The sequence below is a fragment of the Streptomyces sp. PH10-H1 genome (assembly GCF_030063355.1).
Lineage (GTDB): Bacteria > Actinomycetota > Actinomycetes > Streptomycetales > Streptomycetaceae > Actinacidiphila.
This window is the reverse complement of the sequence record NZ_JASISZ010000029.1, coordinates 33,912-54,499: the sequence shown is the minus strand read 5'-3', so window position 1 is coordinate 54,499 and position 20,588 is coordinate 33,912. Positions and strand designations below refer to the sequence as shown.

Sequence of the window (20,588 nt, the reverse complement as noted above, 5' to 3'; positions counted from 1 at the left end):
GAGGCAAGAACGTTCGCTGTCAGCGTCATGTGATCGGGTAGGCAGGGACGGGACGGGCAGGGACGGCACAGGCGGGGCCCGGCACCGTCGGGCAGCGTCAGGTCGGCAGCGAGGCCAAGGAGGTCGGATGGACGGCGAACACGGGCTGGACCGGACCGGAACCCGGAGTGTGAAGTGGCAGAACGCGGGCGTGGAGCAGGACGCCCGGCGGATCCCCCTGGGCGTGGCCGATATGGACCTGCCGGGGTTTCCCGCCCTGTACGCGGCGTTGCGGGCCCGGCTGGACCATCACGCCCTGGGATACACGCGGGCCGATCCCGCCGCCCGTGAGCGGGTCGCGCGCTGGTACGCCCGCCGCCACGCGGCGGAGATCGACCCCGACTGGGTGGTCCTGCTGCCGTTCGGCCCCCGCACCGCGGTGCGCGTGGTGCTCGACGCCGCGGCGGCCGGCCCTGCGCCGCGCGGCCCGGTGCTGACGGCGTCGCCGGAGTACGGCGGTTTCGCGGTCGTGGCCCGCGCGGCGGGCCGCACCGTCCAGGAGATCCCGCTGGGCCGGGCCGGGGGCGGATACCGGCTGCCCGTGGACGAGTTCGCCTACCGGTGCCGCCGGGAGCCGGGCGCGGTGGTGGCGCTGAGCAGCCCGCACAATCCCACCGGCCGTGTGTGGGACGACGGGGAACTGCACGCGCTCGCCGAGGCGGCCGCCGCCGGCGACGGACTGCTGCTGAGCGACGAGGTGCACTGCGAGATCCTGCACCCCGGGCGGCGGCACATCACCGCCGTGCGCGCCGCGGGGAAGTTCGCGCGGCATACGGTTGTTGTGCACTCGGTGGGCAAGGCGTTCAACGTCAGCGGACTGGCGGACGCGTTCCTCCTGGTGCCGGACGCGGAGCTGCGGCGCCGCGTCGTGGCCACGCTGGAAGGCTTCGGGTTCTTCGAGGGCGGGCGGCTGCTCGGGGCTCTCGCCCAGGAGGTCGCGCTGGAGCACGGCGAGCCGTGGCTGCGCTCGTTGACGTCCGGCCTGACCGAACGGCGCGATCTGATCGTCACCCGGTTGGCGGACGCGGTTCCCGGGCTCGTCGCCTGTGTGCCGGAGGCGTCCTTCCTGCTGTGGCTGCGGGGCGCAGCGTTCGACGGCGCACCGCCGGGGGACGACGCGGAGCGGGCGGAGGGCGCCCCGGGAATCCGGGAGCGGCTGCTGGCCGCGTGCGGTGTGGAGTTGACGGACGGCGCCGCGTTCGGCGCCGCGGGGGAGGGTTACGCGCGGCTGAATTTCGCGCTGCCGGAACCCCGGCTCGCCGAGGCGGCCGACCGGCTCGTTCGTTTCGCCGAAGAGGCGAAGGGCATACGGCCGGGGGGCATGTGGCGCATGTGAACATCGCCGAGAAAGTGAACATATTCGAACATATCGTAAGAAAAAGTGCGCACACTCGTCAGTAGTGAGGCACATTGGTTAGCGGCCGCGAACTGCGGTCCGATGGGAGACATCACCATGCGCCATGACATGGCAGGTACCACCCGGCGCCCGGCCCGCCAGCGGCCCGGCACCGCCGGGCCGGTCACCGAGGCCGAGGCGGAGTCGTACATCCACGGCATCTGCTTCAAGACCGGCCCACCGAGCCGGATAGGCGCCGAACTCGAATGGTTCCTGTACGACGCGCACGACCCGGCCCTCCATATCGACCCCGGCCGGCTGGCCGAGGCCGTCGCCGGCCTCGAACGGCTCCCCCTGAACGCCGCGCTCACCCGTGAGCCGGGCGGTCAGATAGAACTCAGCTCCCGCCCCGCCGAGACCCTCGCCCAATGCGTCGAGGAGACCTCGGCCGACCTGGTCGCCGTCCGCAGCCACCTCCGGGCCCGTGGCCTCGTCGCCGCAGGCCACGGCCACGACCCCTGGCGCACACCGCGCCGGGTCCTGGATCTCCCGCGCTACGCCGCGATGGAGGAGTACTTCGACCGCGGCGGACCCGCAGGCCGTTCCATGATGTGCAGCACCGCCTCCGTGCAGGTCTGCGTGGACGCGGGCACCGACATCGCGGGCCCGCACGGGATCCGGTCCCGCTGGCTCCTGGCCCACCTGCTCGGTCCCGTCCTGGTCGCCGCGTTCGCCAACTCCCCGCTGCGCCAGGGCCGCCCGAGCGGCTGGCGGTCCACCCGCCAGGCGGTGTGGTCCCGGATGGACACCGCCCGCACCCTCGCACCGCCCCTGGACCGAGATCCGCGGGCGGCCTGGGCCCGCTACGCGCTCGACGCGCCCCTGATGTGCATACGGCAGCAGGACGGACAGCCCTGGACCGCGCCCCCCGGCCTCACCTTCCGTGGCTGGATCGAGGCCGGCGGCCCGGCCGGCAGCACCCCCACCCTCGACGATCTGTGCTACCACCTGACCACCCTGTTCCCGCCCGTCCGGCCGCAGGGCCACCTCGAACTGCGCATGATCGACGCGCAGTCCGGGGACGACGGCTGGATCGTGCCGCTCGCGGTGGTCGCCGCCCTGTTCGACGACCCGGTCGCGCACGAGGCGGCCCTGCGGGCCGTCCTGCCGCTCGGCGCGGGCGGTACGCCCGCCCCGCGCAACCCCCTGTGGCTACGGGCGGCCCGCCGCGGCCTGACCGACCCCGCGCTGCGCCGGGCCGCCGATGCCTGCTTCCGGGCCGCCATGGAGGCGCTGCCCCGGATGGGCGCACCCGGGTACGTGCAGGCCACCGTCACCGAGTTCGCCGAGCGCTACATCGCGCGCGGCCGATGTCCCGCCGACGACCTGATCGACCAAGTCCGTTCCGAAGCCGACCGGTCCCCGGCCCGGACCGGCACAGAGACCAAGGAGGACCGCGCGTGAACGCCAGCACCGCCCCCGGGCAGGACGACGACGCTCTGCGCGCGCACATCGCGGCGGCTCTGACCACCGCGCGCGCCCGCACCCGCACCCTGACCGAATGTGTCGACGACCCGGACCTCACCGCTCAGCACTCACCGCTGATGTCACCACTGGTGTGGGACCTCGCGCACATCGGCAATCAGGAAGAGCTGTGGCTGCTGCGCACCGTCGGCGGCCATCAGCCGATCTTCCCCAGTGAGATCGACACCCTCTACGACGCTTTCGAACACCCCCGCGCGGAGCGGCCCCGGCTGCCCCTGCTCCCGCCCGCCGAGGCCCGCGAGTACAACCACGAGGTCCGCGGCCGGGTCATGGACCTCATCGAGACCACCCCGCTGCACGGCAGCGGGCTCCTCGACGCGGGATTCGCCTTCGGCATGGTCGCCCAGCACGAACAGCAGCACGACGAGACCATGCTGATCACCCATCAGCTGCGGACCGGCCCCGCGGTGCTCACCGCGCCCGAGCCCCCCGCCGCGCCCGCCGACGCCGCCACGCTCCCCGCCGAAGTGCTCGTACCCGGCGGACCGTTCACCATGGGCACCTCAACAGAACCCTGGGCGCTGGACAACGAACGCCCCGCCCACCGCGTCCAGGTCGACGCCTTCCACATCGACACCACTCCGGTCACCAACGGCGCCTACCTGCAGTTCATCGCCGACGGAGGCTACGACAACCCCCGCTGGTGGACCGGCCCCGGCTGGGAGCACCGCGAGCGGTCCGGACTGCGGGCACCGCTGTACTGGCGCCAGGAGGCCGGCCAGTGGCTGCGCCGGCACTTCGGCGTCACCGAACCGGTGCCCGCGGCCGAACCCGTCCTGCACGTGTCCTGGTACGAGGCCGACGCGTACGCCCGCTGGGCCGGCCGCCGGCTGCCCACCGAGGCCGAATGGGAGAAGGCCGCCCGCCACGACCCGGCCACCGGGTACTCCCGGCGCTACCCCTGGGGAGACCGGGATCCCGGACCAGGACACGCCAACCTCGCCCAGCGCCACCTACGGCCCGCCGCCGCCGGCAGCTATCCCGAAGGAGCCTCCCCGCTGGGCGTACGCCAGTTGATCGGCGATGTCTGGGAATGGACCTCCAGCGACTTCCTGGCCTATCCCGGATTCGCCGCGTGGCCGTACCCGGAATACAGCGACGTCTTCTACGGAGGCGACTACAAGGTGCTGCGCGGCGGCTCGTTCGCCGTCGACCCGGTCGCCTGCCGCGGCACCTTCCGCAACTGGGACCATCCTGTCCGCCGGCAGATCTTCTCCGGCTTCCGCACCGCCCGCTCCGAACGGGACGCCCGCTGATGTGCCGCCATCTGGCCTACCTCGGGCCGCCCACCGCGCTGCGCACCGTGCTCACCGAGCCGGAGTACAGCCTCTACCGGCAGTCCTGGGCGCCTCGCGAGCAACGGCACGGCACCGTCAACGCCGACGGCTTCGGCGTCGGCTGGTACGCGGACAGGGACCCGGTGCCGGCCCGCTACCGCCGCGCGGGACCCATCTGGGCCGACGCCTCCTTCGCCGACCTCGCCCGTGTGGTGACCGCCGGCGCGCTGCTGGCCGCCGTCCGCTCGGCCACCGAGGGCGGCGCGGCCGGAGAGGCCGCGGCCGCGCCCTTCACCGCCGGGCGCTGGCTCTTCAGCCACAACGGGTCGCTCACCGGCTGGCCCGGGACCCTGGAGCCCGCCGCCGCCCGGCTCTCGGCCGCCGAACTGCTGTCCCTGGACGCGCGCTGCGACTCGGCCTTCGTCTGGGCGCTGGCCCTGCACCGGCTGCGGGCGGGGGAGCCGCAGGGCGACGCGCTCGCCGGCACCGTCGCCGACCTCGCGCCGCACGACCCCGGACGCCTCAACCTCCTGCTCACCGACGGCGCCGCCATCGCGGCCACCGCCTGGGGCGACACCCTCTACTACCGCCATGAGCCGGGCCGTTCCGTCCTCGTCGCCTCAGAACCCCACGACGACCAGGACGACTGGATCCGGGTCCCCGACCGGACGCTGCTCGTCGCCACCCCTGACGATGTCCAGCTCACCACGCTCAAGGAGCCGAACCGTTGAGTACCTTCACCCTCACCCGCCGACTGCCCGTGGACGCCACCGCCGACGCCCTGCGCGCCGACGTACGGGACGGACTCACCGCGGAACGCAAATGGCTGCCGCCCAAGTGGTTCTACGACGCACGCGGCAGCGAGCTCTTCGAGCAGATCACCCGGCTCCCGGAGTACTACCCCACCCGCGCGGAACGCGAGATCCTCCACTCCAGAGCCCGCGAGATCGCCGTGGCCACCGGCGCGGCCACCCTCATCGAGCTCGGCTCCGGATCGTCGGACAAGACCCGGTTGCTGCTCGACGCCCTGCTCGCCGCCGGGACGCTGCGCAGCTACACGCCCGTGGACGTCAGCGAGGCCGCCCTGGAACAGGCAGGCAACGCGCTGCTCGCCGAGTACCCCGGGCTGCGGGTCGACGCCCTCATCGGCGACTTCCAGGGCGACCTGCGGGTGCCCGGAGAGCAGGGACCGCGGCTGATCGCGTTCCTCGGCGGCACCCTCGGCAATCTGCTGCCGCGCGAGCGCGCCCACTTCCTGGCCGCGGTGCGCGCCGGACTCGCCCCCGGAGACGCGCTGTTGATCGGCACGGACCTCGTCAAGGACGAGGCCACCCTCGTGGCCGCCTATGACGACTCCGCCGGGGTGACCGCAGAGTTCAACAAGAACGTGCTGCATGTCATCAACCGTGAACTCGGAGCCGACTTCAACCCCGGCGCGTTCGACCACATCGCGCTGTGGGACCGGCAGCGCGAATGGATCGAGATGCGGTTGCGGGCCCGCACTCATCAGACGGTGAAGATCCCCGAGCTGGACCTCGCAGTCACCTTCGAGCCGGGTGAGGAGATACGCACCGAGATCTCGGCGAAGTTCCGCCAGGAAGGGCTGCGCAAGGAACTTGACGCCAGTGGCCTCGACCTGCGCCACTGGTGGACGGACCGGGCCGGCCGTTTCGGGCTGTCCCTGTCCGTCCCCCAGTGACGGTTCCCCGCTCACGGTCGCTCGGTCCGTGACCTCGACACCCGCCCCAGCGGCGCCGGGAGTTGGCGTCGGCCCTCACCGCGCGGGAGCGCACCGGTAGAGCTGCAGGGGCGCGCCGTCGGCGGCGTCGGTGACCGTGCCGCCGTAGGCGGTGGCCGGCACCGGCGCGCAGGACGTACACGGCATGCGCCGCCGCCACAACAGACCGCAGCCGAGGGACAGCGCCGCCGCCGGATACAGCCAGCCGGTCTGTGAGGCGTGGGGGGGCGCGGAACATCTTGCTCCAGCCGCCCTCATCGCCCGACGCGGTGGCCGATGCGGGTCCCCCCACAATCCCTTCGCCGCGGCGGGGCCGCCGGGCACGGAGTCGACGCTCCCGGTGGCCTGGGGGGTGAGCCCGAGCTGGGGGAAGCGGTTGAGGAAGTTGTAGCCCACGACCATGCTCACCGGCGAGTTGCTCGTGGTCCCGTCGATGTGCGGGCGGTCGGCGGCGGGCGTGAGCGCGACCACCAGCACCCAGGACGCCGACACCGAGACCGTCACCGCGGCCGCGACGGCGGTGTGGGTCACCCGGCGCCCCAGTGCCGTGGGCGCTGAGATGAGATACACGGCGCCCAGCGTGGGCAGCACGGCCCAGGCCTCGAGCATCTTCGTCTGGAAAGCGAGCCCGACCCAGACCGCGCAGCTGATCAGCGGGCGCAGCCGCGCCGAGTGCGCCGCCCGCAGGGCCGCGTCGGCGGCGAGCAGCAGGAACACGGTGAACGGCGCGTCCTCCACCGCGGAACGGAACAGCCTGCGGCCACCGGAACCCGGGGAGCTTGTCGAGGGTGATGGAGTTGCCGGGGTCGAACGAGCCGAAGAAGAACGCCTTCCAGTTCCTCGTCATACTGAGCACGGTGTCGGCGTAGAAGGGGTGGAACTGACCGCGGTCGATGTTCCACACATACAGCGCGGTGGCGACCGCGGTGATCAGCAGCAGCAGTGGCCGTGCGTACGCGGGCTGCCCGGCGGGGGACCGCCAGGGGCGGCGCGGCGCGAGGGCGCTGGCGGTCGCGGACCGGAGGGTCTGGGTGATCAGAGTCGAAGCCACAGGGACGATCGCCGTCACCATGCGACCCGTTCGCGGCAATCAGGACCGAATCCAGAATCGGGGCCCTCGACGTAGGTGCGCACCACTTCGGCCACTTCCGCGCGGAACAGATGGAACGGCTGCGGCGGCTTGGCCTCCTGCACGTAGCGGGAAATCACCTCCGGATCGGTCTCCTCCGCCACATGTCCCGCGACGCGGACGTCGCCACCGCTCATGGTGGTGCCGGGGCCGGGGTTCGCCTGAAGGCCGAACCGCGGATCACGCCGGAGGTCCTGGGCCTTGCGGGAGTTGGGCATCATGCCGAGCCACAGCTCACCGAAGCGGAAGTCCACTTCGATACCCGTCACCCGTGGGGATCCGTCCCGGCGCAGTGTCGCCAGGACATGGTGGGTGAACAGGCCGAACCGCTCGGAGACGGTCCTGGCCAGTTCGGGCTCCGCCGTGTGAAATCCCGCCCAAGTAGTGGTCATGACCTCATGCTCCACGCAATTCCGGACACCCTCTGTCGGGTACACCGCGGGTAGGCCAGGGGGGTCCGTTCCGGAGAGCCCCGCCCGTGAGACTCTGGCACCACTGAACTGATGTACGAGATGTATAGGAGGGGTCGCGGGTGGCCGCGATACGTATGACCCGGACACACCGGATTCTGATCGGTGTGGTCGTCGCCGGTGCGGTGGTGATCGCCGCGATCGGCTTCGCGGGCTCGTACGCCGCGGTGCGGGAGCTGGCCCGGGCCAAGGGCTTCGGCTGGTTCGCGAACGTCTTCCCGATCGGGGTGGACGCCGGGATCGTGGTGCTGCTCTCCCTGGACCTGCTGCTGACCTGGCTGCGGATCCCCTTCCCGCTGCTGCGCCAGACCGCCTGGCTGCTGACGGCCGCCACCATCGCCTTCAACGGGGCCGCGGCCTGGCCCGACCCGGTCGGGGTCGGCATGCACGGCATCATCCCCGTGCTCTTCGTGGTCTGCGTGGAGGCCGCCCGGCACGCGGTGGGACGCGTCGCGGACCTGACGGCCGACAAGCACATGGAATCGGTCCGCCTCACCCGCTGGCTGCTGGCCCCCTTCCCCACCTTCCGGCTCTGGCGCCGGATGAAACTGTGGGAACTGCGCTCCTACGACCAGGTCATCCGCCTCGAACAGGACCGCCTGGTCTACCAGGCCCGCCTCCAGGCCCGCTACGGCCGCACCTGGCGCCGCAAAGCCCCCATCGAAGCCCTCATGCCCCTGCGCCTGGCCCGCTACGGCATCCCCCTCGCCGAAACCGCCACCCTCGGCCTCGCCGCCGCCGGCATCACCCTCGCCGCGGTGCCCGCCGTCGCGTCGGGCGCGCCCGAGCCGGAAGCGGACGGTGCGCCGGACGACACCGCGACTGCGGCAGCGGATGTCCGGGACTCCGAGGCCGCGGGCCATGAGCAGTCCGCCGCCCCCGGACAGGACAGCGTGGACGGCCGCGCCCACCCGGGGCAGCAGGGGTCCGACGAGGGTTACGAGAACCTCTGGTTCACCCCGGTCCCGGTTCTCCCTGCGGACGCCGACGGTGAAGTCGGGGCGGGCCCGGCGCCCGAGCCGGAGCCCGAAGCCGCCGCACCGCCCACCGCGTCCGGCTCCGGCTCACGTCTCGACACCATCTACGCGGCGTTCGTCGAACTCACCGACGCCCTCGGCCAGTACCCGACCTTCGACGATCTCTCCAAGATCCTCTTCGCCCGGTACAACGTCTCCGGCCGCGCTGGCCAGCCGATGAGCCCCGACAGTCTGCGCCGTTACGCCGGGCAACTACGGGAGCGTTACGAGGACGAGCGGTCGGGTGCGTATCAGGGCGCTGAAGTCTGAGGACAGCCGTCACCAGCAGGGGTGACCGTTGCGGAAAGCCGTCCTGCCGCTCGTCGATGTGCGGGACACTTCCGTTATAGCGGTCTCGGCATGTTCCGGGACCCCTGCGATGTATTGAACGGATTTGTCTCGCCGCCGCCAGCTGCCGCGCAGCTGGCGAGAGCAGGAGGTGGCGACGCTCGTGATCACTGTTCTGGAGTGGCTCGGTCTGTGGGTCGCCGTGAGCTTAGCGGCGGGGGCGCTGATCGCGGCGGCCGGATATCGTCGCAACACGCTCCGCCGGCGCGCCCGCGATTCCCGCCGGATCGACCCCCCGGACGACACCTCACCGCACTGACGTGCGGCCCTGCCCCCGCACGGGAACCCGGGCACGCTTCCGCGGTGGGCGTCCGTGAGTGACACTGGATCCATGACGCCCGAACAGCAGCGTGTTCTGGACACGATCGCGTTCCGGCTTGCCGTGCGGCTGGGCATCGACCGGGCCGAGGCCCGTGTCGCGGTCGAGGAAGCCGCCGGCGGGCGAGGCCCCCATCTCGCCGAGGTCCAAGCGGAGTTCCGGGCCATGGCAGCCGAGCTGGAAGCGGCCGGGCAGCCGGCCGTCCGTTTCGCCGCGGCACTCCACCGGGCGGCCCGGCGCAGTGTCCGCATCGCCGTGCACGAACGGGAGCGCGGCAGGCGCTTCGTGGCCCGGCACCCCGATCTGGTGGCCCTCGACCGCCGGCTCAACCGGCTCTACGAGCGCCCCACCGGCTGACCCCGGTAGCCGCTAGCCGTCTCCGCGCCCCTGCTCCGCCACCGCGCCGCCGAGAGCGGTGCGGCGGTAGCGGATCTCGTGCCGGTGGCGCTCGCCGACGACGAAGCCCGCATCCCGCAGGACCGAGAGGTGTTCGGAGACGGTGCCGCCCGCGAGGGCGTGACGGTGCGCGAGCGCGGAGGTCGAGGCCGGTTCCGTCAGGCCGGTCAGCAGTGCGGCCCGGGTGCGTCCGATCAGCCGGGCCAATGCGGCGTCGCCGGTCCCACGCGCGGGCTGCCACAGGGTGCCGAGACCGCGGACCGGATAGACCACCGTGGGCTGCCAGGGCGGGTCCAGCACGATGACCACCTCGTCCCACTTGAAGGCACTCGGCAGTAGCACCAGACCCTCGCCGTGCAGATCGCGCCGGTCGTCGTCGCCGAACTCCCGCGTCAGGGTGTTGTCGTGCCAGCGCAGCATGGGGTGGAGTTCGGCGAAGAGCCGGTCGAGTCCGCCGTCGGCCAGCCGCCGGGACTGGAAGGCGACATCGGCGTCCAGCAGGGCGCGCACCCGGGGCCAGACCGGTTCGACCAGCGTCTGCCACGCCTCGCGGATCAGCTGCGTCAGCAGCTCGAGAACGCTCGCCGGGTCACCGAGCAGCAGCCGCCCGGTTTCGCTGTCCGATGCTCCGGGGGTCTCGCCGAGCGACCGGACGATCTCGGCGCCCACCTGCGCCGGCGGGGTCGCCGCGATCCGGGCGAGGTCTTCGTCGAACCGGATGTGCGGACTCGTCGGCGGCGGGGACAGGAAGTCGGGGGTGTATCCGCGCCGGGGCTGGAGCAGGGTGACCGGCCGCAGGTCGAGCGCGCTCAGCCGGGGGCGGACGGAGTCCAGCCACCGCTGGTGGTGGCCGGGACCCTGTTCTCCGGTGGCGACGCGGATCGCGGCGAGGGTCTCGAAGGCCGGAGAGACCGCGAAGCGGCATCGCCGCAGGTCAGCGGAGCTGAACTGCAGAGTGATCGCGATGGTGTCCTCCCCGGTGGCGACCGGACGTCCCGGTGAGTGATTCGGTCCGGGCCGAATCACTGGTGAGGAGCGTAGCAACGCTCGCAGGATGGCCCGCATGAGCAGCGCCACCGCCGCCGGCGGGGCGACCGTGAAAGGAGCACGACGACCATGAACGACACGACGCGCACGACCGGTACGACGAACACGACGCGCCAGACGGACCCGGCCGGCGTCAGCGCGGAGTGGGAGCAGCGGTCTCTCGACCTGTGGGCATCCATTGAGGACCACAGCGAGGAGGACTTCCTGGCCCGGGTGGAGAAACTCAACGCCGAGCTGCCGGCGGGCCATCCGGTGGCGGTCTTCGAACGGGCCGCCTCGCTGGACTCGACCGGCCACTCCGACCTGGCGGTGCCGCTGTACCGTCAGGCGCTCGACCTCGGAATATCGGGTGAGCGCCGGCGCCGGGCCGTGATCCAGCTGTCCAGCTCGCTGCGCAACCTCGGCCGCGCACCGGAGAGCGCCGCCCTGCTGACGGCCGAGCGGGACGCCGGATCCGACCACCTGGACGACGCGGTCAGCGTCTTCCTCGCGCTCGCCCTGGCGGACGCCGGCCGCGAGCGCGAAGCGCTGTCCATCGCGCTGATGGCGCTGGCCCGTCATCTGCCCCGGTATCAGCGGTCGGCCGCCAACTACGCCCGGCTGCTGGTGGAACCGGCTCCTGCCGAGTAGAGCCTTACGACCAGCCCCGGAACGCGGCTCGCTGCGCCGCGCTGGGCGTCTCACGGGTGCTCGACGCGGTGCGGGCCACCCCGGACCTCGTCCGCGAGGCGGTCACCGAGGTGTCGGCGGACCCCGCCTACCGGCCGGCGGCCGAAGGCCTGCGGGACGAGATCGCCGCTCTGCCGGGTCCGGCCGTGAGGCTCCTGGAACCTCTCGCGGCCGCCCCCGGCCACTGATCCCGTTCGCCGTCGCTTCGCGTCCGCCGCCACCTTCGCCAACGCGTTCCAGCGGCAGGCCGGGCTTTGGTCGGCGGTTTCAGCGTGTTGGTCTTTTTGTCCGATTTCGGATGTTTTAGCGTCAGGGGTGGTGTGGTTGGCGGGTGGCGTGGACTGTGGAGGTTCGGGTGACGTCGTGCGGTGAGGCCACGTGCGCGGGATGCGCGTGCGGAACGGACCGGGAGCGTGCGGCGCCTGCCGTGCGCCTCGACCGCGGCCCGTTGGGTACGGCATCCCGCGCGGTGGCGCAGTGGTGGCCGCTGGCCGTGTACTGGGCGGCGTCGCGAATGGTGATGCTGGCCGTGCTGCGCACCGGGCAGGGGGACATCGCCCAGGAGGTGCACCGGCTGTACGCGCGCTGGTCCGGACAACTCGCCGCCGGGTCGTTCCCCGCCGGGGATGTCACCTGGCAGTACCCGCCGGGCGCCGGGCTGGTGATGCTGGGGCCCCGGCTGCTGCCGATGATGTCGTACCTGCAGGGATTCGTGGCCCTGATGCTGCTGGCCGACGCGGTGATGACGCTGGCACTCGCCCGCGCCGCGCGCGCCGGCACCGCGGGTGCGCGGGGCAGTGCGGCGGGCGCCTGGATGTGGACGGGCGGCCTGCCCCTGCTGCTGGCGCTGTCCTTCGCGCGCTTCGATGTGGCGGTCGCCGCCATGGCCGCGGTCTCCCTGCTGGTGATCGGCCGGCGGCCGTGGCTGGGCGGCGCGCTCGCCGGGATCGCCGCCATGATCAAGGTGTGGCCGGCGCTGATCGTGCTCGGCACCCCCAGGGGCCGCTCCACCCGGCAGGCCTGGAGCGCGCTACTGGTCTCCGCCGCGGTCCTGCTGGCCGTGCTGGCGATCGCCTTCCAGGGGACGTTCGGGTTTCTGTCCGCGCAGGGAAACCGCGGCGTGGAGGTCGAGTCGATGGGCGGCACCGTGCTGCATCTGGCGCGGCTGGGCGGCTGGCCCGGCCGCGTCAGGCTCCACTACGGCTCGTTCGAGTTCATCGGCCCGTACGTCTCCTCCGTCGCGCACGGTTCCTTGCTGCTGACCGCCGTCGCGTTCGGGTGGCTGCTGCTGTGGCGCTGGCGCGCCCGCGTCTGGAGCGAGGCCACCGTCTACGATGCCGCCCTGACGGCGGTGCTGCTGTTCACGGCCACCAGCAGGGTGATCAGCCCGCAGTATCTGATCTGGCTGATCGCGCTGGCCGCGGTGTGCCTGACGGTGCGGGGCACCACCCAGCGACCGGTGGCCGCGCTGCTGCTCCTGACGACCGCCGTCACCTCCGTCGACTTCCCGCTGTTCTTCGGCGCGGTACTGAACAGCTCCTGGCAGGGAGTCGCGGTCCTGGTGGTGCGCAACGGGCTGCTGGCGGTCGCCACCTTGCTGTCGTGCGTGCGGCTGTGGCGCGCGGCGGTCCCGCCGCGCCGCACCTCCCGCCTCGCCGGCCGGCTCCTCGGACTGCGGCCGGCCGCCCTGGGGACCGGCACGGCCCGCGGCCGCTAGCGCCGTGACCGGCAGCGTTCACCGGGTTACCCGCCCTTCGGCCGCGCTGTGCTCAATCCCCCGGCTACCGCTGGGAGGCGCCCCCTGGACGGGCTGGATTTCGCGCTCGTCCGGCCATCGAGAACCGAGCGGCCCCGGCGAACCCATGCGGTCGGCGCGCTGGCGCCACTACGTCCCATCCACCGCCGGCCGGCTTCAAGGGCTTTAAGGTCATGTCATGGCTGCAGACGAGGGGACCGTGCGGGTCGACAGTTGGATCTGGTCCGTACGGCTGACGAAGACGCGTTCGCTGGCCGCCGCGGCGTGCCGCGCCGGCCACGTCAGGGTCAACGGTGAGCGCGTCAAACCGGCGCAGGCGGTGCGCGCCGGGGACGAGGTACGGATCCGCGGAGAGGGCGCCGAGCGGATCGTGGTCGTCTCGCGCATCGTGCGCAAGCGGGTCGGGGCGCCCGTCGCTGCGGAGTGTTTCGTCGACAACAGCCCGCCGCCGCCCGCCCGCGAGGACATCCTGGCGATCGGCCACCGCGACCGCGGCACGGGCCGCCCGACGAAGCGCGACCGGCGGGAGATGGAACGCCTGCAAGGCCATTGACGCCGGAGAGCGCACGCGACGGCACCTGACGGCACCTGATGACCGGCTCCGGGCTGTAATGGGCTCGGACCGCTTGCCATGGCGGATCGGCGCCCCTAGCGTGAGGCGTGGCGGCCGGTCCGCCGGCTCGCCCACCACAGACCTGGGAGGCACTCGCTCGTGATCGACGAGGGCTGGCGGGAGATCGCCGACGCGGCGCTGCTCCGGCCGCGCGGACACGGACTGTAGGCCCTTCGATGTTCTCGAAGTCGCGGTCGGCCGGGCGGGAGACCGATCCGACCGGAAAAACCGGAGAGGCCGGGCAGGCAGGGGCCATCCATGTCGGGTCGGTCGCCGGGCGGTGGGTGCTGGTGGCCGCGGTACTCGGCTCCGCGCTGGCCGGGATCGACGCCACCGTCGTCAATGTCGCCCTGCCGGCGATCGGCCGTGACTTCGGCGCCGGATTCGGCACTCTGCAGTGGGCGGTGACCGCCTACACCGTCGCGCTGGCCTCGCTCATCCTGCTGGGCGGCGCGCTCGGCGACCGGTACGGCCGGCGCAGGGTGTTCAACGTCGGTGTCCTGTGGTTCGCCGGCGCGTCGCTGCTGTGCGGGCTGGCGCCCTCGGCGGGCTGGCTGCTGGCCGCCCGGGCGCTGCAGGGCGTCGGAGGAGCGCTGCTCATGCCCGGAAGCCTCGCCATGATCCAGGCGTCCTTCCACCCGGACGACCGGGCCCGGGCGATCGGCGCCTGGTCCGCGTTCGGCGGTGTCGCGACCGCGATCGGCCCGTTCCTGGGCGGCTGGCTCGTCCAGGCCGCGTCCTGGCGCTGGGTGTTCCTCATCAACGCCCCGCTGGCCGTAGCCGTCGTCCTCATCGCCCAGCGGCACGTACCCGAGACGCGCGATCCCGCGGCCACCGGCGGTATCGACGTGCTCGGCGCGGCGCTCAGCTCGGTGGGCCTGGCGGGTGTCACCTACGCGATCATCGCGGCCCCGGAGCACGGCGCCGGATCGGCGGCGGTGATCATCAGCGGGCTGGTGGGTGTCGCCGCCCTCGCCGGCTTCCTGGTCGCCGAGGCGCGCCAGACGCATCCGATGCTGCCGCTGAGCATGTTCTCCTCACGCCAGTTCAGCGCCGCGAACGCGGTCACCTTCGCCGTCTACGGGGCCTTCGGCGGGGTGTTCTTCCTGCTCGCCGTCCAGTTGCAGGTCGTCGCCGGATTCTCGCCGCTCGCCGCCGGAACGGCGATGCTGCCGATCACCGTCATGATGCTGCTGCTCTCCGCGCGCTTCGGCCGGCTGTCGCAACGCGTCGGGCCCAGGCTGCCGATGACGGTCGGCCCGCTGATCTGCGCCGCGGCGGTCCTGCTGATGTTCCGTGTCGGTCAGCACGCGGACTACGCCCGGGACGTCCTCCCGGCCGTCCTCGTCCTGGGCTTCGGCCTGGCGGTCCTGGTCGCGCCGCTCACCGCCACGGTCCTGGACGCCGTCGGGGCCGAGCACGCGGGTGTGGCGTCGGGCGTCAACAACGCGGTCGCCCGTGCGGCCGGGCTCATCGCCGTCGCCGCCCTCCCCGCCGTCACCGGGCTGTCCGGACGCAGCTACGACGATCCCGCGGCGTTCTCGCACGGATTCCACCAGTCGCTGGTCATCGCGGCGGTGCTGCTGGCCGCCGGCGCCGCCCTGGCCGCCGCCACGATCCGCACCAACCCGCTCGCCGCGGAGCCGGGACCGGTAGCGGAGCCGGGACCGGAGCGGGAATGCGAGCGGCACGAGCCGCGGCTGCACTGCGCCGTGGACGGCCCGCCGCTGGCCGCCCGGAATGACATCTCCGAGGGCTGACGGCCGCCCGCCCGTCCCGCCACCGACCCGCCCGCCGGGGAGGCGGTCAAGAGGAGTGCTTGCGATCGCGCAGCCCCTGCCCCGCCAGGGCTCCCGCGTAGATGACGAAGCCGACGCCGATCAGCCAGGACTGCACGATGAGCACGGTGCCGATGGGCCCGTACGAGACCGCGCTGCTGGCGATCAGGGGTGAGAAGACGGTGACGGAGAAGAACCGGAGTCCCACCAGCCCGAGGACGGTGGCTACGGCTCCGGGCAGCAGGAACGACCGGGGGACCCGGCCGCACAGCAGGAAACTCTGGAGCCACCAGAAGAACGCCATGCCCCCGCCGCCCGTCACGACGAAACTGATGGTGGGCTGCAGGGCAGTGCCCTGCAGGACATGGTCGCTGTACTCGGCCACCAGCAGATACGCGACCAGGACCGCGAGGGCGAGGGCCCGCCGCCAGGTGGCGTGCCACGGAGCGGACGGAAGGTCCCAGATGCGTTCGTAGGCGGTCTGGATGGCGGCGACGAAGGAGAGCCCGAAGACGGCCAGGGACGCCAGGCTGAGCGCGGTCGTCGTACTCAGCACGCTCGCGGGGGTGCTGAACAGGGTCTCCACCGCGCGGGCCGAATTGCCCGTCACCCCGAGCGCGTCCCGCACCCACGTCACGAATCCCTGGCCGTTGTTCTGTCCCAGCGCGGCCGCCACGACGATCAGCAGGGGGATGAGCGTGACCAGGCCCAGCGCGGCGAACCCCATCGACCGGTGCAGCAGCTCGATCTCGACGCCGCGCTGCCAGATCCGGCGCGCCATGCGCGCAAGCCTCGCTCCCCGGCGTGACGAGGGACCGTCCTTGCCGGAATGGGGTGTGCGGTGGTGGCCAGGCGCAGACTCCGTGCCCATGGGGATCTGATACCCAGTCCTGGAGGGTGTGCACGGGGCAGCGCCCGGACGGCGTAGCGGGAGTCGTCAGGCCTCCAGGGCGTATGCGAGGAACGGGATGAGCCGCTCGTTGACCTCGGTGGGCCGTTCCTGCTGGGTCCAGTGGCCGCAGCCGGGCAGGATGATGATGTCCCGCAGGCCGGTGACAGCCTCCTTCATCGGGTCGAGGCTGCCGAAGCGGTACGCGGAATCGAGATCACCGCTGATGTACAGGGCGGGCTGGGTGACGCGGCCTGTGCCGAGCCGCGGCAGGTCGGGCGTCCCGGTCAGCCAGCGGGGCACCAGATCGGGCGGGGCCTCGCCGGACAGCGCGTACATCGTCAAGCGCAGCGTCCTTGCAACATCGGCCTCCAGCTCCGCCTCGGGGACGCGGGGCTGCTGGAAGTAGAGCACCACGTTGAACTTGCCCGGGTAGTACCGCCGCAGCAGCTCGGTCAGCGGCACGGGTGTGCGTAAGGCGTAGGGCACGCCGAGCGCCGCCACCGCGGTGAAGCGCTCCATGCGACGGTTGAGCCCCAGGACACCGGACCCCTGTATCGCGCCCCCGGCGTTTGCGGCTTCGTGGCGGGGGAAGCGGCTTCAATACAGGATTCAGGTGGGGCCAGAGATCGCGGGGGAGTCCTCATGGACGCTGATGAACGCTCACGGCTCACAACCGACCTACCGCCCCTGGTCGAGGTCCCCGATCTCCCCGGAGCGGCCAGGACGGCTGCGCCGCGCTTCCGAGGCCAGGGCCCCCGGAAGCGCGGCGCAGCCCGCGCCACCAGTCCGCTCAGCTGTACAGGGGAGGGGCCCACACGATGAGCGCGGAAGAACTCACCGATGAGGAACGCCGGATCCTCAGCCGCATGGAAGACCAACTGCGGCGCGAGGGACGGCTCATGCGCCGGCTGGGCCGATGGGTGTCCGCCGCCTGCCGGTGGATGCGTCGTCCGCCGGCAGGCTGGCTGACGGCGCTGCTCGGCATCCTGGCCGCGGGCTCGCTGCTCCTGCTGGTCGAAGCGGTGCGGGCGGACTCGCCGACCCTGATCTACACCTTCGTCGGCACCTGGACGGTCACCCTGGTCGGCCTCGGATCCCTGGTGCGCGGCCCCGCGGCCGCCTCGGCTCCGCGCCCGCACCGGAACTGGAACCGGACGAACCGGAACCGGACACGGATCGCACCACGGCGCGACGCCCCCTGACGGGCGGGAGCCGCGGCTCTCCTCCCATCGGGCGAGCGCGTCGATGACATCGAGCGGGTCAGTCCGCCATCCGCCGTGCGGCGGCTGCGCGACCACGGGCGGCCCTGCGCTTCGCCGCCCGGCGCTCGTCCTCGTCCAGCCCGCCCCACACGCCGGCGTCTTGGCCGACTTCCAAGGCCCATCGCAGGCAGCTCTCCGTCACGGGGCAGCGGTGGCAGACCGCCTTCGCCTGCTGGATCTGCAGAAGCGCTGGGCCGGAACTGCCGACGGGGAAGAACAGTTCGGGGTCCTCAGCACGACAGGCCGCACGGTGTCGCCAGTTCATGGGGGTTCCTCCGTTGCGTGTCACGGCGGCGGGGCCGCTGACCGGGTCCCGCTCAGTGCCGTGCGGTCACTCGTGCCCCGAGTCCGGCGATCCATGGCCCCGAACGCGCGGCAATCGTGCGCGCGGAGATCGGGGCCGCACGGGGAGGCGGGAGGGGAGACGGCCGCGGTAGTGGCCGACCCCGAGGGGGACAGGGAGCCCGGCGGCGACGACCAGCAGGTCGCCGTGGCCCGGTGCGGCGACCAGGTGCAGCAGCCGGGGGTGCCACACCCCGTCAGCGCGCACGGTGCACCTCTGTACGCGGGGCCGCGCCCGCCAGCAGGGCGTCGACCGCGGCCCGGGAGGGGAGCGCGTCCTGGGCGCCGTGCCGGGTTGCTGCCAGGGCGCCGGCCGCGCAGGCCCGGCGTACGGCCTCGGCGAGCGGGCGGCCGAGGCCGAGTGCGATGGCGAATTGGGCACAGCAGGCGTCGCCCGCGCCGACGGTGTCCACCGCGTCCACCGGGAAGCCCGGTTCGGTGTGGTGGCCTCCGGAGCCGGCGGCGACCGCGCCGACAGCGCCGAGAGTGACCACGACGGTCGCGGGACCCAGCAGCCTGAGCCGGTCCGCGCGAGCCGTCCAGTCCTCGTCCTGGCGTGCGGGCTCCGCACCCGCGGGGTCCGCGCCCGGGTGGTCCCGGTCCGCCGGGGGAGCGATGCCGGAAGCACCGGGCAGTCCGGCCGCCTCGGTCTCGTTGACGACGAGGACGTCGACCTCACGCAGCAGTTCGGCCATCAGGGGGCCGGGCTCGGGCAGGGGAGCGGCATTGAGCACGGTCAGCGCCCCGGCGGCACGGGCCTCGCGGGCGGCGGTCAGGACGGTGGGCAGCGGCACTTCGAGCTGAAGCAGGACCGTGTCGCCGCGATCCGCGACGATTCCGTCCGTGAGCGTCCGCAAGGTGGCTTCGTCGAGGTGCCGGTTGGCGCCGGGGGAGAGGGTGACGGTGTTCTCGCCGTCGTGCTGGACGACGATCAGCGCCAGCCCGGTGGCCGTGCCCGGGAGGACGTTCACCGCGCGGTCGTCGATGCCCTCTGCGACCAGCGCGGCCCGCAGGTCCGCGCCGTGGGCATCGTCGCCCAGCAGTCCGACCATCCGGACCCGCGCGCCGAGCCGTGCCGCGGCCACCGCCTGGTTGCCGCCCTTGCCGCCGGGACCGCGCACCACATCGGCGCCGGAGACGGTCTCCCCCGGCCGGGGAAGCCGGGGGACGGTGACCGACAGGTCCATGTTGAGACTGCCGATCACGATCAGTCGTTCATTCATCGCTGTGCTCCGCCGTCTTCTTCGCTGAGTTCTCCGCCTGCCGGATCGGCACAGGCGCGCGCGGGCCCGGGACATCCGACGGACGCCCGGCCGGCCGAGGCCCGTACGGCTACCGTTCAGCGAGCAGGCCGGTGATCGCGCGGCCGAACAGCAGCCGGCCCGACAGAACCGTCGTGCCGTCGAACAGCCGCGGCAGCCTCCGTACCCGCAGGTCCTCGCGCCACACGAGCCATGATCCGGTGTCCCGCGCGCTCACCTCGATCTCCGCCCAGCCCACGACGACCGTGCCGCGCTTCTCCAGCCGGCAATGACCCACGACGCCCGGCGAGGGCGGGTCCCAGCGCACGATCTCCATGGGGTCGTCGAATCCGACCGGACCCAGGCCGGTGCGCGCCACGAACACGGTGCCCACCCTCGTCGGCGGCGGGGTCGTGACGGAGATCCTGGTCAGCGGCACATGGGCCGCATGGCGCTCCCATCGGGTGAGCCGTCGCCACACCTCGTCGACGGGCAGGGGTGAATACCGCTCGATACTGAACAAAGCCACCACGTGACCCTACGCGAGCCCGCGTCCGCAGCGGCGGCACCCGGCACCTGGAGTGGGGTCTTGCGGCGGGCGATGACGAGCCGTCAGGCCACCGTCTCGACGGGCAGATGACGCTGCTGCGCCGCACCTGGGCGGGCGAGCCCTACGGCGAAGGGGCCGGACTCTGGGGGACGACCGCAGGGCGGGTCCGCTCGGCCCAGCGGGTGACGGCCGGTGACGCGAGACCGATGACGGCGAAGAACACTCCGAGCAGTACCCATCCGGCCTGGCCGAGACCGATGCACAGACTGATGAGGAGCGCGGGCGCGAGTGCCTGGCCGCCGTCCAGGCCGAGGCTCAACAGGCCCTGGTACTGGCCCTGGGCATGGGCGGGCGCGAGCCCGAAGCCGAGCGCGAAGGTCGCCGGGGCATGCCACAGTTCGCCGATCGTGTGCACCCCGACCGCGGCGCACACCACGAACACCGCGGCCCAGCCCGGCAGTCCGGGGACCAGCGCCAGCGCCGTACAGCCGGCCAGGAAGATCAGCCCGGCCCGGCGCATCGCCACGCCGCCCTGGCGTGAAGTCTCGAACTTTCCGCCCACCCCGACCTGGAACAGCACACACATCACGGTGTTGATGAGCATGATGCCGACGATGGTCCACCGGGGAACGTCGGTCGAGGAGACGATCCAGAGCGGCAGCGGAAGCAGCAACGCCTGGTACTGCAGGCCCATCAGCCCGTTCAGTGCGCAGAAGGCGGCGAAGGGCCGGTCGGCCAGTACCGACCAGCGGCGCTCCCCGGCCGGCCGGGGCAGCGGACCGAAACGCGGGATGCGCAGGGTCACGAGCAGGGCGAGAAGGAAGG

General features: G+C 72.7%; 23 protein-coding genes. 14 read left to right on the top strand and 9 right to left on the bottom strand.

Annotated elements, in window-relative coordinates; all coding sequences use genetic code 11:
* Positions 1-127: 127 nt before the first annotated feature.
* The 5 genes from QMK24_RS18985 to egtD all read left to right on the top strand — a co-directional run bounded on the left by QMK24_RS18985 (position 128) and on the right by egtD (position 5,896).
* Positions 128-1,375: an aminotransferase class I/II-fold pyridoxal phosphate-dependent enzyme gene (locus tag QMK24_RS18985; protein ID WP_283467419.1), complete on the top strand. Its 1,248-nt coding sequence runs from the start codon at positions 128-130 to the stop codon at positions 1,373-1,375.
* A gap of 129 nt (positions 1,376-1,504) precedes the next feature.
* A complete protein-coding gene (gene egtA / locus QMK24_RS18980) occupies positions 1,505-2,839 on the top strand; it encodes an ergothioneine biosynthesis glutamate--cysteine ligase EgtA (protein ID WP_283467417.1) in 1,335 nt (444 codons plus the stop codon).
* On the top strand, positions 2,836-4,176 hold the full coding sequence (egtB, locus tag QMK24_RS18975; RefSeq protein WP_502962448.1) for an ergothioneine biosynthesis protein EgtB: 1,341 nt from the start codon (positions 2,836-2,838) through the stop codon (positions 4,174-4,176). The genes egtA and egtB overlap by 4 nt, the downstream gene beginning before the upstream one ends.
* Positions 4,176-4,928, top strand: coding sequence for an ergothioneine biosynthesis protein EgtC (egtC, locus tag QMK24_RS18970; protein ID WP_283467415.1), 753 nt, complete (start codon positions 4,176-4,178; stop codon positions 4,926-4,928). The genes egtB and egtC overlap by 1 nt, the downstream gene beginning before the upstream one ends.
* A complete protein-coding gene (gene egtD / locus QMK24_RS18965) occupies positions 4,925-5,896 on the top strand; it encodes an L-histidine N(alpha)-methyltransferase (RefSeq protein ID WP_283467413.1) in 972 nt (323 codons plus the stop codon). Before egtC ends, egtD begins: the two co-directional genes overlap by 4 nt.
* 75 nt (positions 5,897-5,971) lie before the next feature.
* On the opposite strand, the gene QMK24_RS18960 is transcribed toward egtD, so the two are convergent.
* Complete coding sequence (locus QMK24_RS18960; RefSeq protein ID WP_283467412.1) at positions 5,972-6,673, bottom strand: glycosyltransferase family 39 protein; 702 nt, start codon at positions 6,671-6,673, stop codon at positions 5,972-5,974.
* Between the two features lie 327 nt (positions 6,674-7,000).
* Entirely contained in the window at positions 7,001-7,456 is a 456-nt protein-coding gene (locus tag QMK24_RS18955) for a pyridoxamine 5'-phosphate oxidase family protein (protein WP_283467411.1), read from the bottom strand.
* 155 nt (positions 7,457-7,611) lie between these two features.
* On the opposite strand from QMK24_RS18955, the gene QMK24_RS18950 reads away from it, so the two are divergent.
* The 3 genes from QMK24_RS18950 to QMK24_RS18940 all read left to right on the top strand — a co-directional run bounded on the left by QMK24_RS18950 (position 7,612) and on the right by QMK24_RS18940 (position 9,574).
* Positions 7,612-8,820, top strand: a complete 1,209-nt coding sequence (locus QMK24_RS18950; RefSeq protein ID WP_502962451.1) for a DUF2637 domain-containing protein — start codon at positions 7,612-7,614, stop codon at positions 8,818-8,820.
* Between the two features lie 181 nt (positions 8,821-9,001).
* Entirely contained in the window at positions 9,002-9,157 is a 156-nt protein-coding gene (locus QMK24_RS18945) for a hypothetical protein (RefSeq protein WP_283467409.1), read from the top strand.
* A gap of 72 nt (positions 9,158-9,229) precedes the next feature.
* Positions 9,230-9,574 carry a hypothetical protein gene (locus QMK24_RS18940; protein ID WP_283467408.1) on the top strand — a complete coding sequence of 115 codons (345 nt, stop codon included), beginning with the start codon at positions 9,230-9,232 and terminating at the stop codon, positions 9,572-9,574.
* Positions 9,575-9,586: 12 nt separating this feature from the next.
* Here QMK24_RS18940 and QMK24_RS18935 read toward each other — a convergent pair whose 3' ends face one another.
* Positions 9,587-10,639 (bottom strand): ArsR/SmtB family transcription factor, encoded by a 1,053-nt coding sequence (locus tag QMK24_RS18935; RefSeq protein ID WP_283467407.1) that lies wholly within the window; start codon positions 10,637-10,639, stop codon positions 9,587-9,589.
* Positions 10,640-10,729: 90 nt separating this feature from the next.
* Here QMK24_RS18935 and QMK24_RS18930 point away from each other — a divergent pair, with 90 nt between their 5' ends.
* The 5 genes from QMK24_RS18930 to QMK24_RS18910 all read left to right on the top strand — a co-directional run bounded on the left by QMK24_RS18930 (position 10,730) and on the right by QMK24_RS18910 (position 15,458).
* Positions 10,730-11,290: a tetratricopeptide repeat protein gene (locus QMK24_RS18930; RefSeq protein WP_283467406.1), complete on the top strand. Its 561-nt coding sequence runs from the start codon at positions 10,730-10,732 to the stop codon at positions 11,288-11,290.
* A gap of 56 nt (positions 11,291-11,346) precedes the next feature.
* Positions 11,347-11,517, top strand: coding sequence for a hypothetical protein (locus QMK24_RS18925; RefSeq protein ID WP_283467405.1), 171 nt, complete (start codon positions 11,347-11,349; stop codon positions 11,515-11,517).
* A 260-nt stretch (positions 11,518-11,777) separates the two neighbouring features.
* On the top strand, positions 11,778-13,046 hold the full coding sequence (locus QMK24_RS18920; RefSeq protein WP_283467404.1) for a glycosyltransferase 87 family protein: 1,269 nt from the start codon (positions 11,778-11,780) through the stop codon (positions 13,044-13,046).
* Between the two features lie 217 nt (positions 13,047-13,263).
* Positions 13,264-13,638: an RNA-binding S4 domain-containing protein gene (locus QMK24_RS18915; RefSeq protein ID WP_283467403.1), complete on the top strand. Its 375-nt coding sequence runs from the start codon at positions 13,264-13,266 to the stop codon at positions 13,636-13,638.
* Between the two features lie 236 nt (positions 13,639-13,874).
* Positions 13,875-15,458 carry an MFS transporter gene (locus tag QMK24_RS18910; RefSeq protein ID WP_283467402.1) on the top strand — a complete coding sequence of 528 codons (1,584 nt, stop codon included), beginning with the start codon at positions 13,875-13,877 and terminating at the stop codon, positions 15,456-15,458.
* A 46-nt stretch (positions 15,459-15,504) separates the two neighbouring features.
* Here QMK24_RS18910 and QMK24_RS18905 read toward each other — a convergent pair whose 3' ends face one another.
* Both QMK24_RS18905 and QMK24_RS18900 read right to left on the bottom strand, forming a co-directional pair.
* Entirely contained in the window at positions 15,505-16,257 is a 753-nt protein-coding gene (locus tag QMK24_RS18905; RefSeq protein ID WP_283467401.1) for a YhjD/YihY/BrkB family envelope integrity protein, read from the bottom strand.
* A 156-nt stretch (positions 16,258-16,413) separates the two neighbouring features.
* A complete protein-coding gene (locus QMK24_RS18900; protein WP_283467400.1) occupies positions 16,414-16,887 on the bottom strand; it encodes an alpha/beta fold hydrolase in 474 nt (157 codons plus the stop codon).
* 299 nt (positions 16,888-17,186) lie between these two features.
* Here QMK24_RS18900 and QMK24_RS18895 point away from each other — a divergent pair, with 299 nt between their 5' ends.
* Positions 17,187-17,570: a hypothetical protein gene (locus QMK24_RS18895; protein WP_283467399.1), complete on the top strand. Its 384-nt coding sequence runs from the start codon at positions 17,187-17,189 to the stop codon at positions 17,568-17,570.
* A 58-nt stretch (positions 17,571-17,628) separates the two neighbouring features.
* Here QMK24_RS18895 and QMK24_RS18890 read toward each other — a convergent pair whose 3' ends face one another.
* The 4 genes from QMK24_RS18890 to QMK24_RS18875 form a co-directional block, all read right to left on the bottom strand.
* The gene (locus QMK24_RS18890) at positions 17,629-17,895 is read right to left on the bottom strand and encodes a WhiB family transcriptional regulator (protein ID WP_283467398.1); all 267 of its coding nucleotides are present in this window, start codon (positions 17,893-17,895) and stop codon (positions 17,629-17,631) included.
* 274 nt (positions 17,896-18,169) lie between these two features.
* Positions 18,170-19,195: a ribokinase gene (locus QMK24_RS18885; protein WP_283467397.1), complete on the bottom strand. Its 1,026-nt coding sequence runs from the start codon at positions 19,193-19,195 to the stop codon at positions 18,170-18,172.
* 109 nt (positions 19,196-19,304) lie between these two features.
* A complete protein-coding gene (locus tag QMK24_RS18880; protein WP_283467396.1) occupies positions 19,305-19,742 on the bottom strand; it encodes an SRPBCC family protein in 438 nt (145 codons plus the stop codon).
* A 142-nt stretch (positions 19,743-19,884) separates the two neighbouring features.
* Positions 19,885-20,568: an MFS transporter gene (locus tag QMK24_RS18875; protein WP_283467395.1), complete on the bottom strand. Its 684-nt coding sequence runs from the start codon at positions 20,566-20,568 to the stop codon at positions 19,885-19,887.
* Positions 20,569-20,588 lie beyond the last annotated feature (20 nt).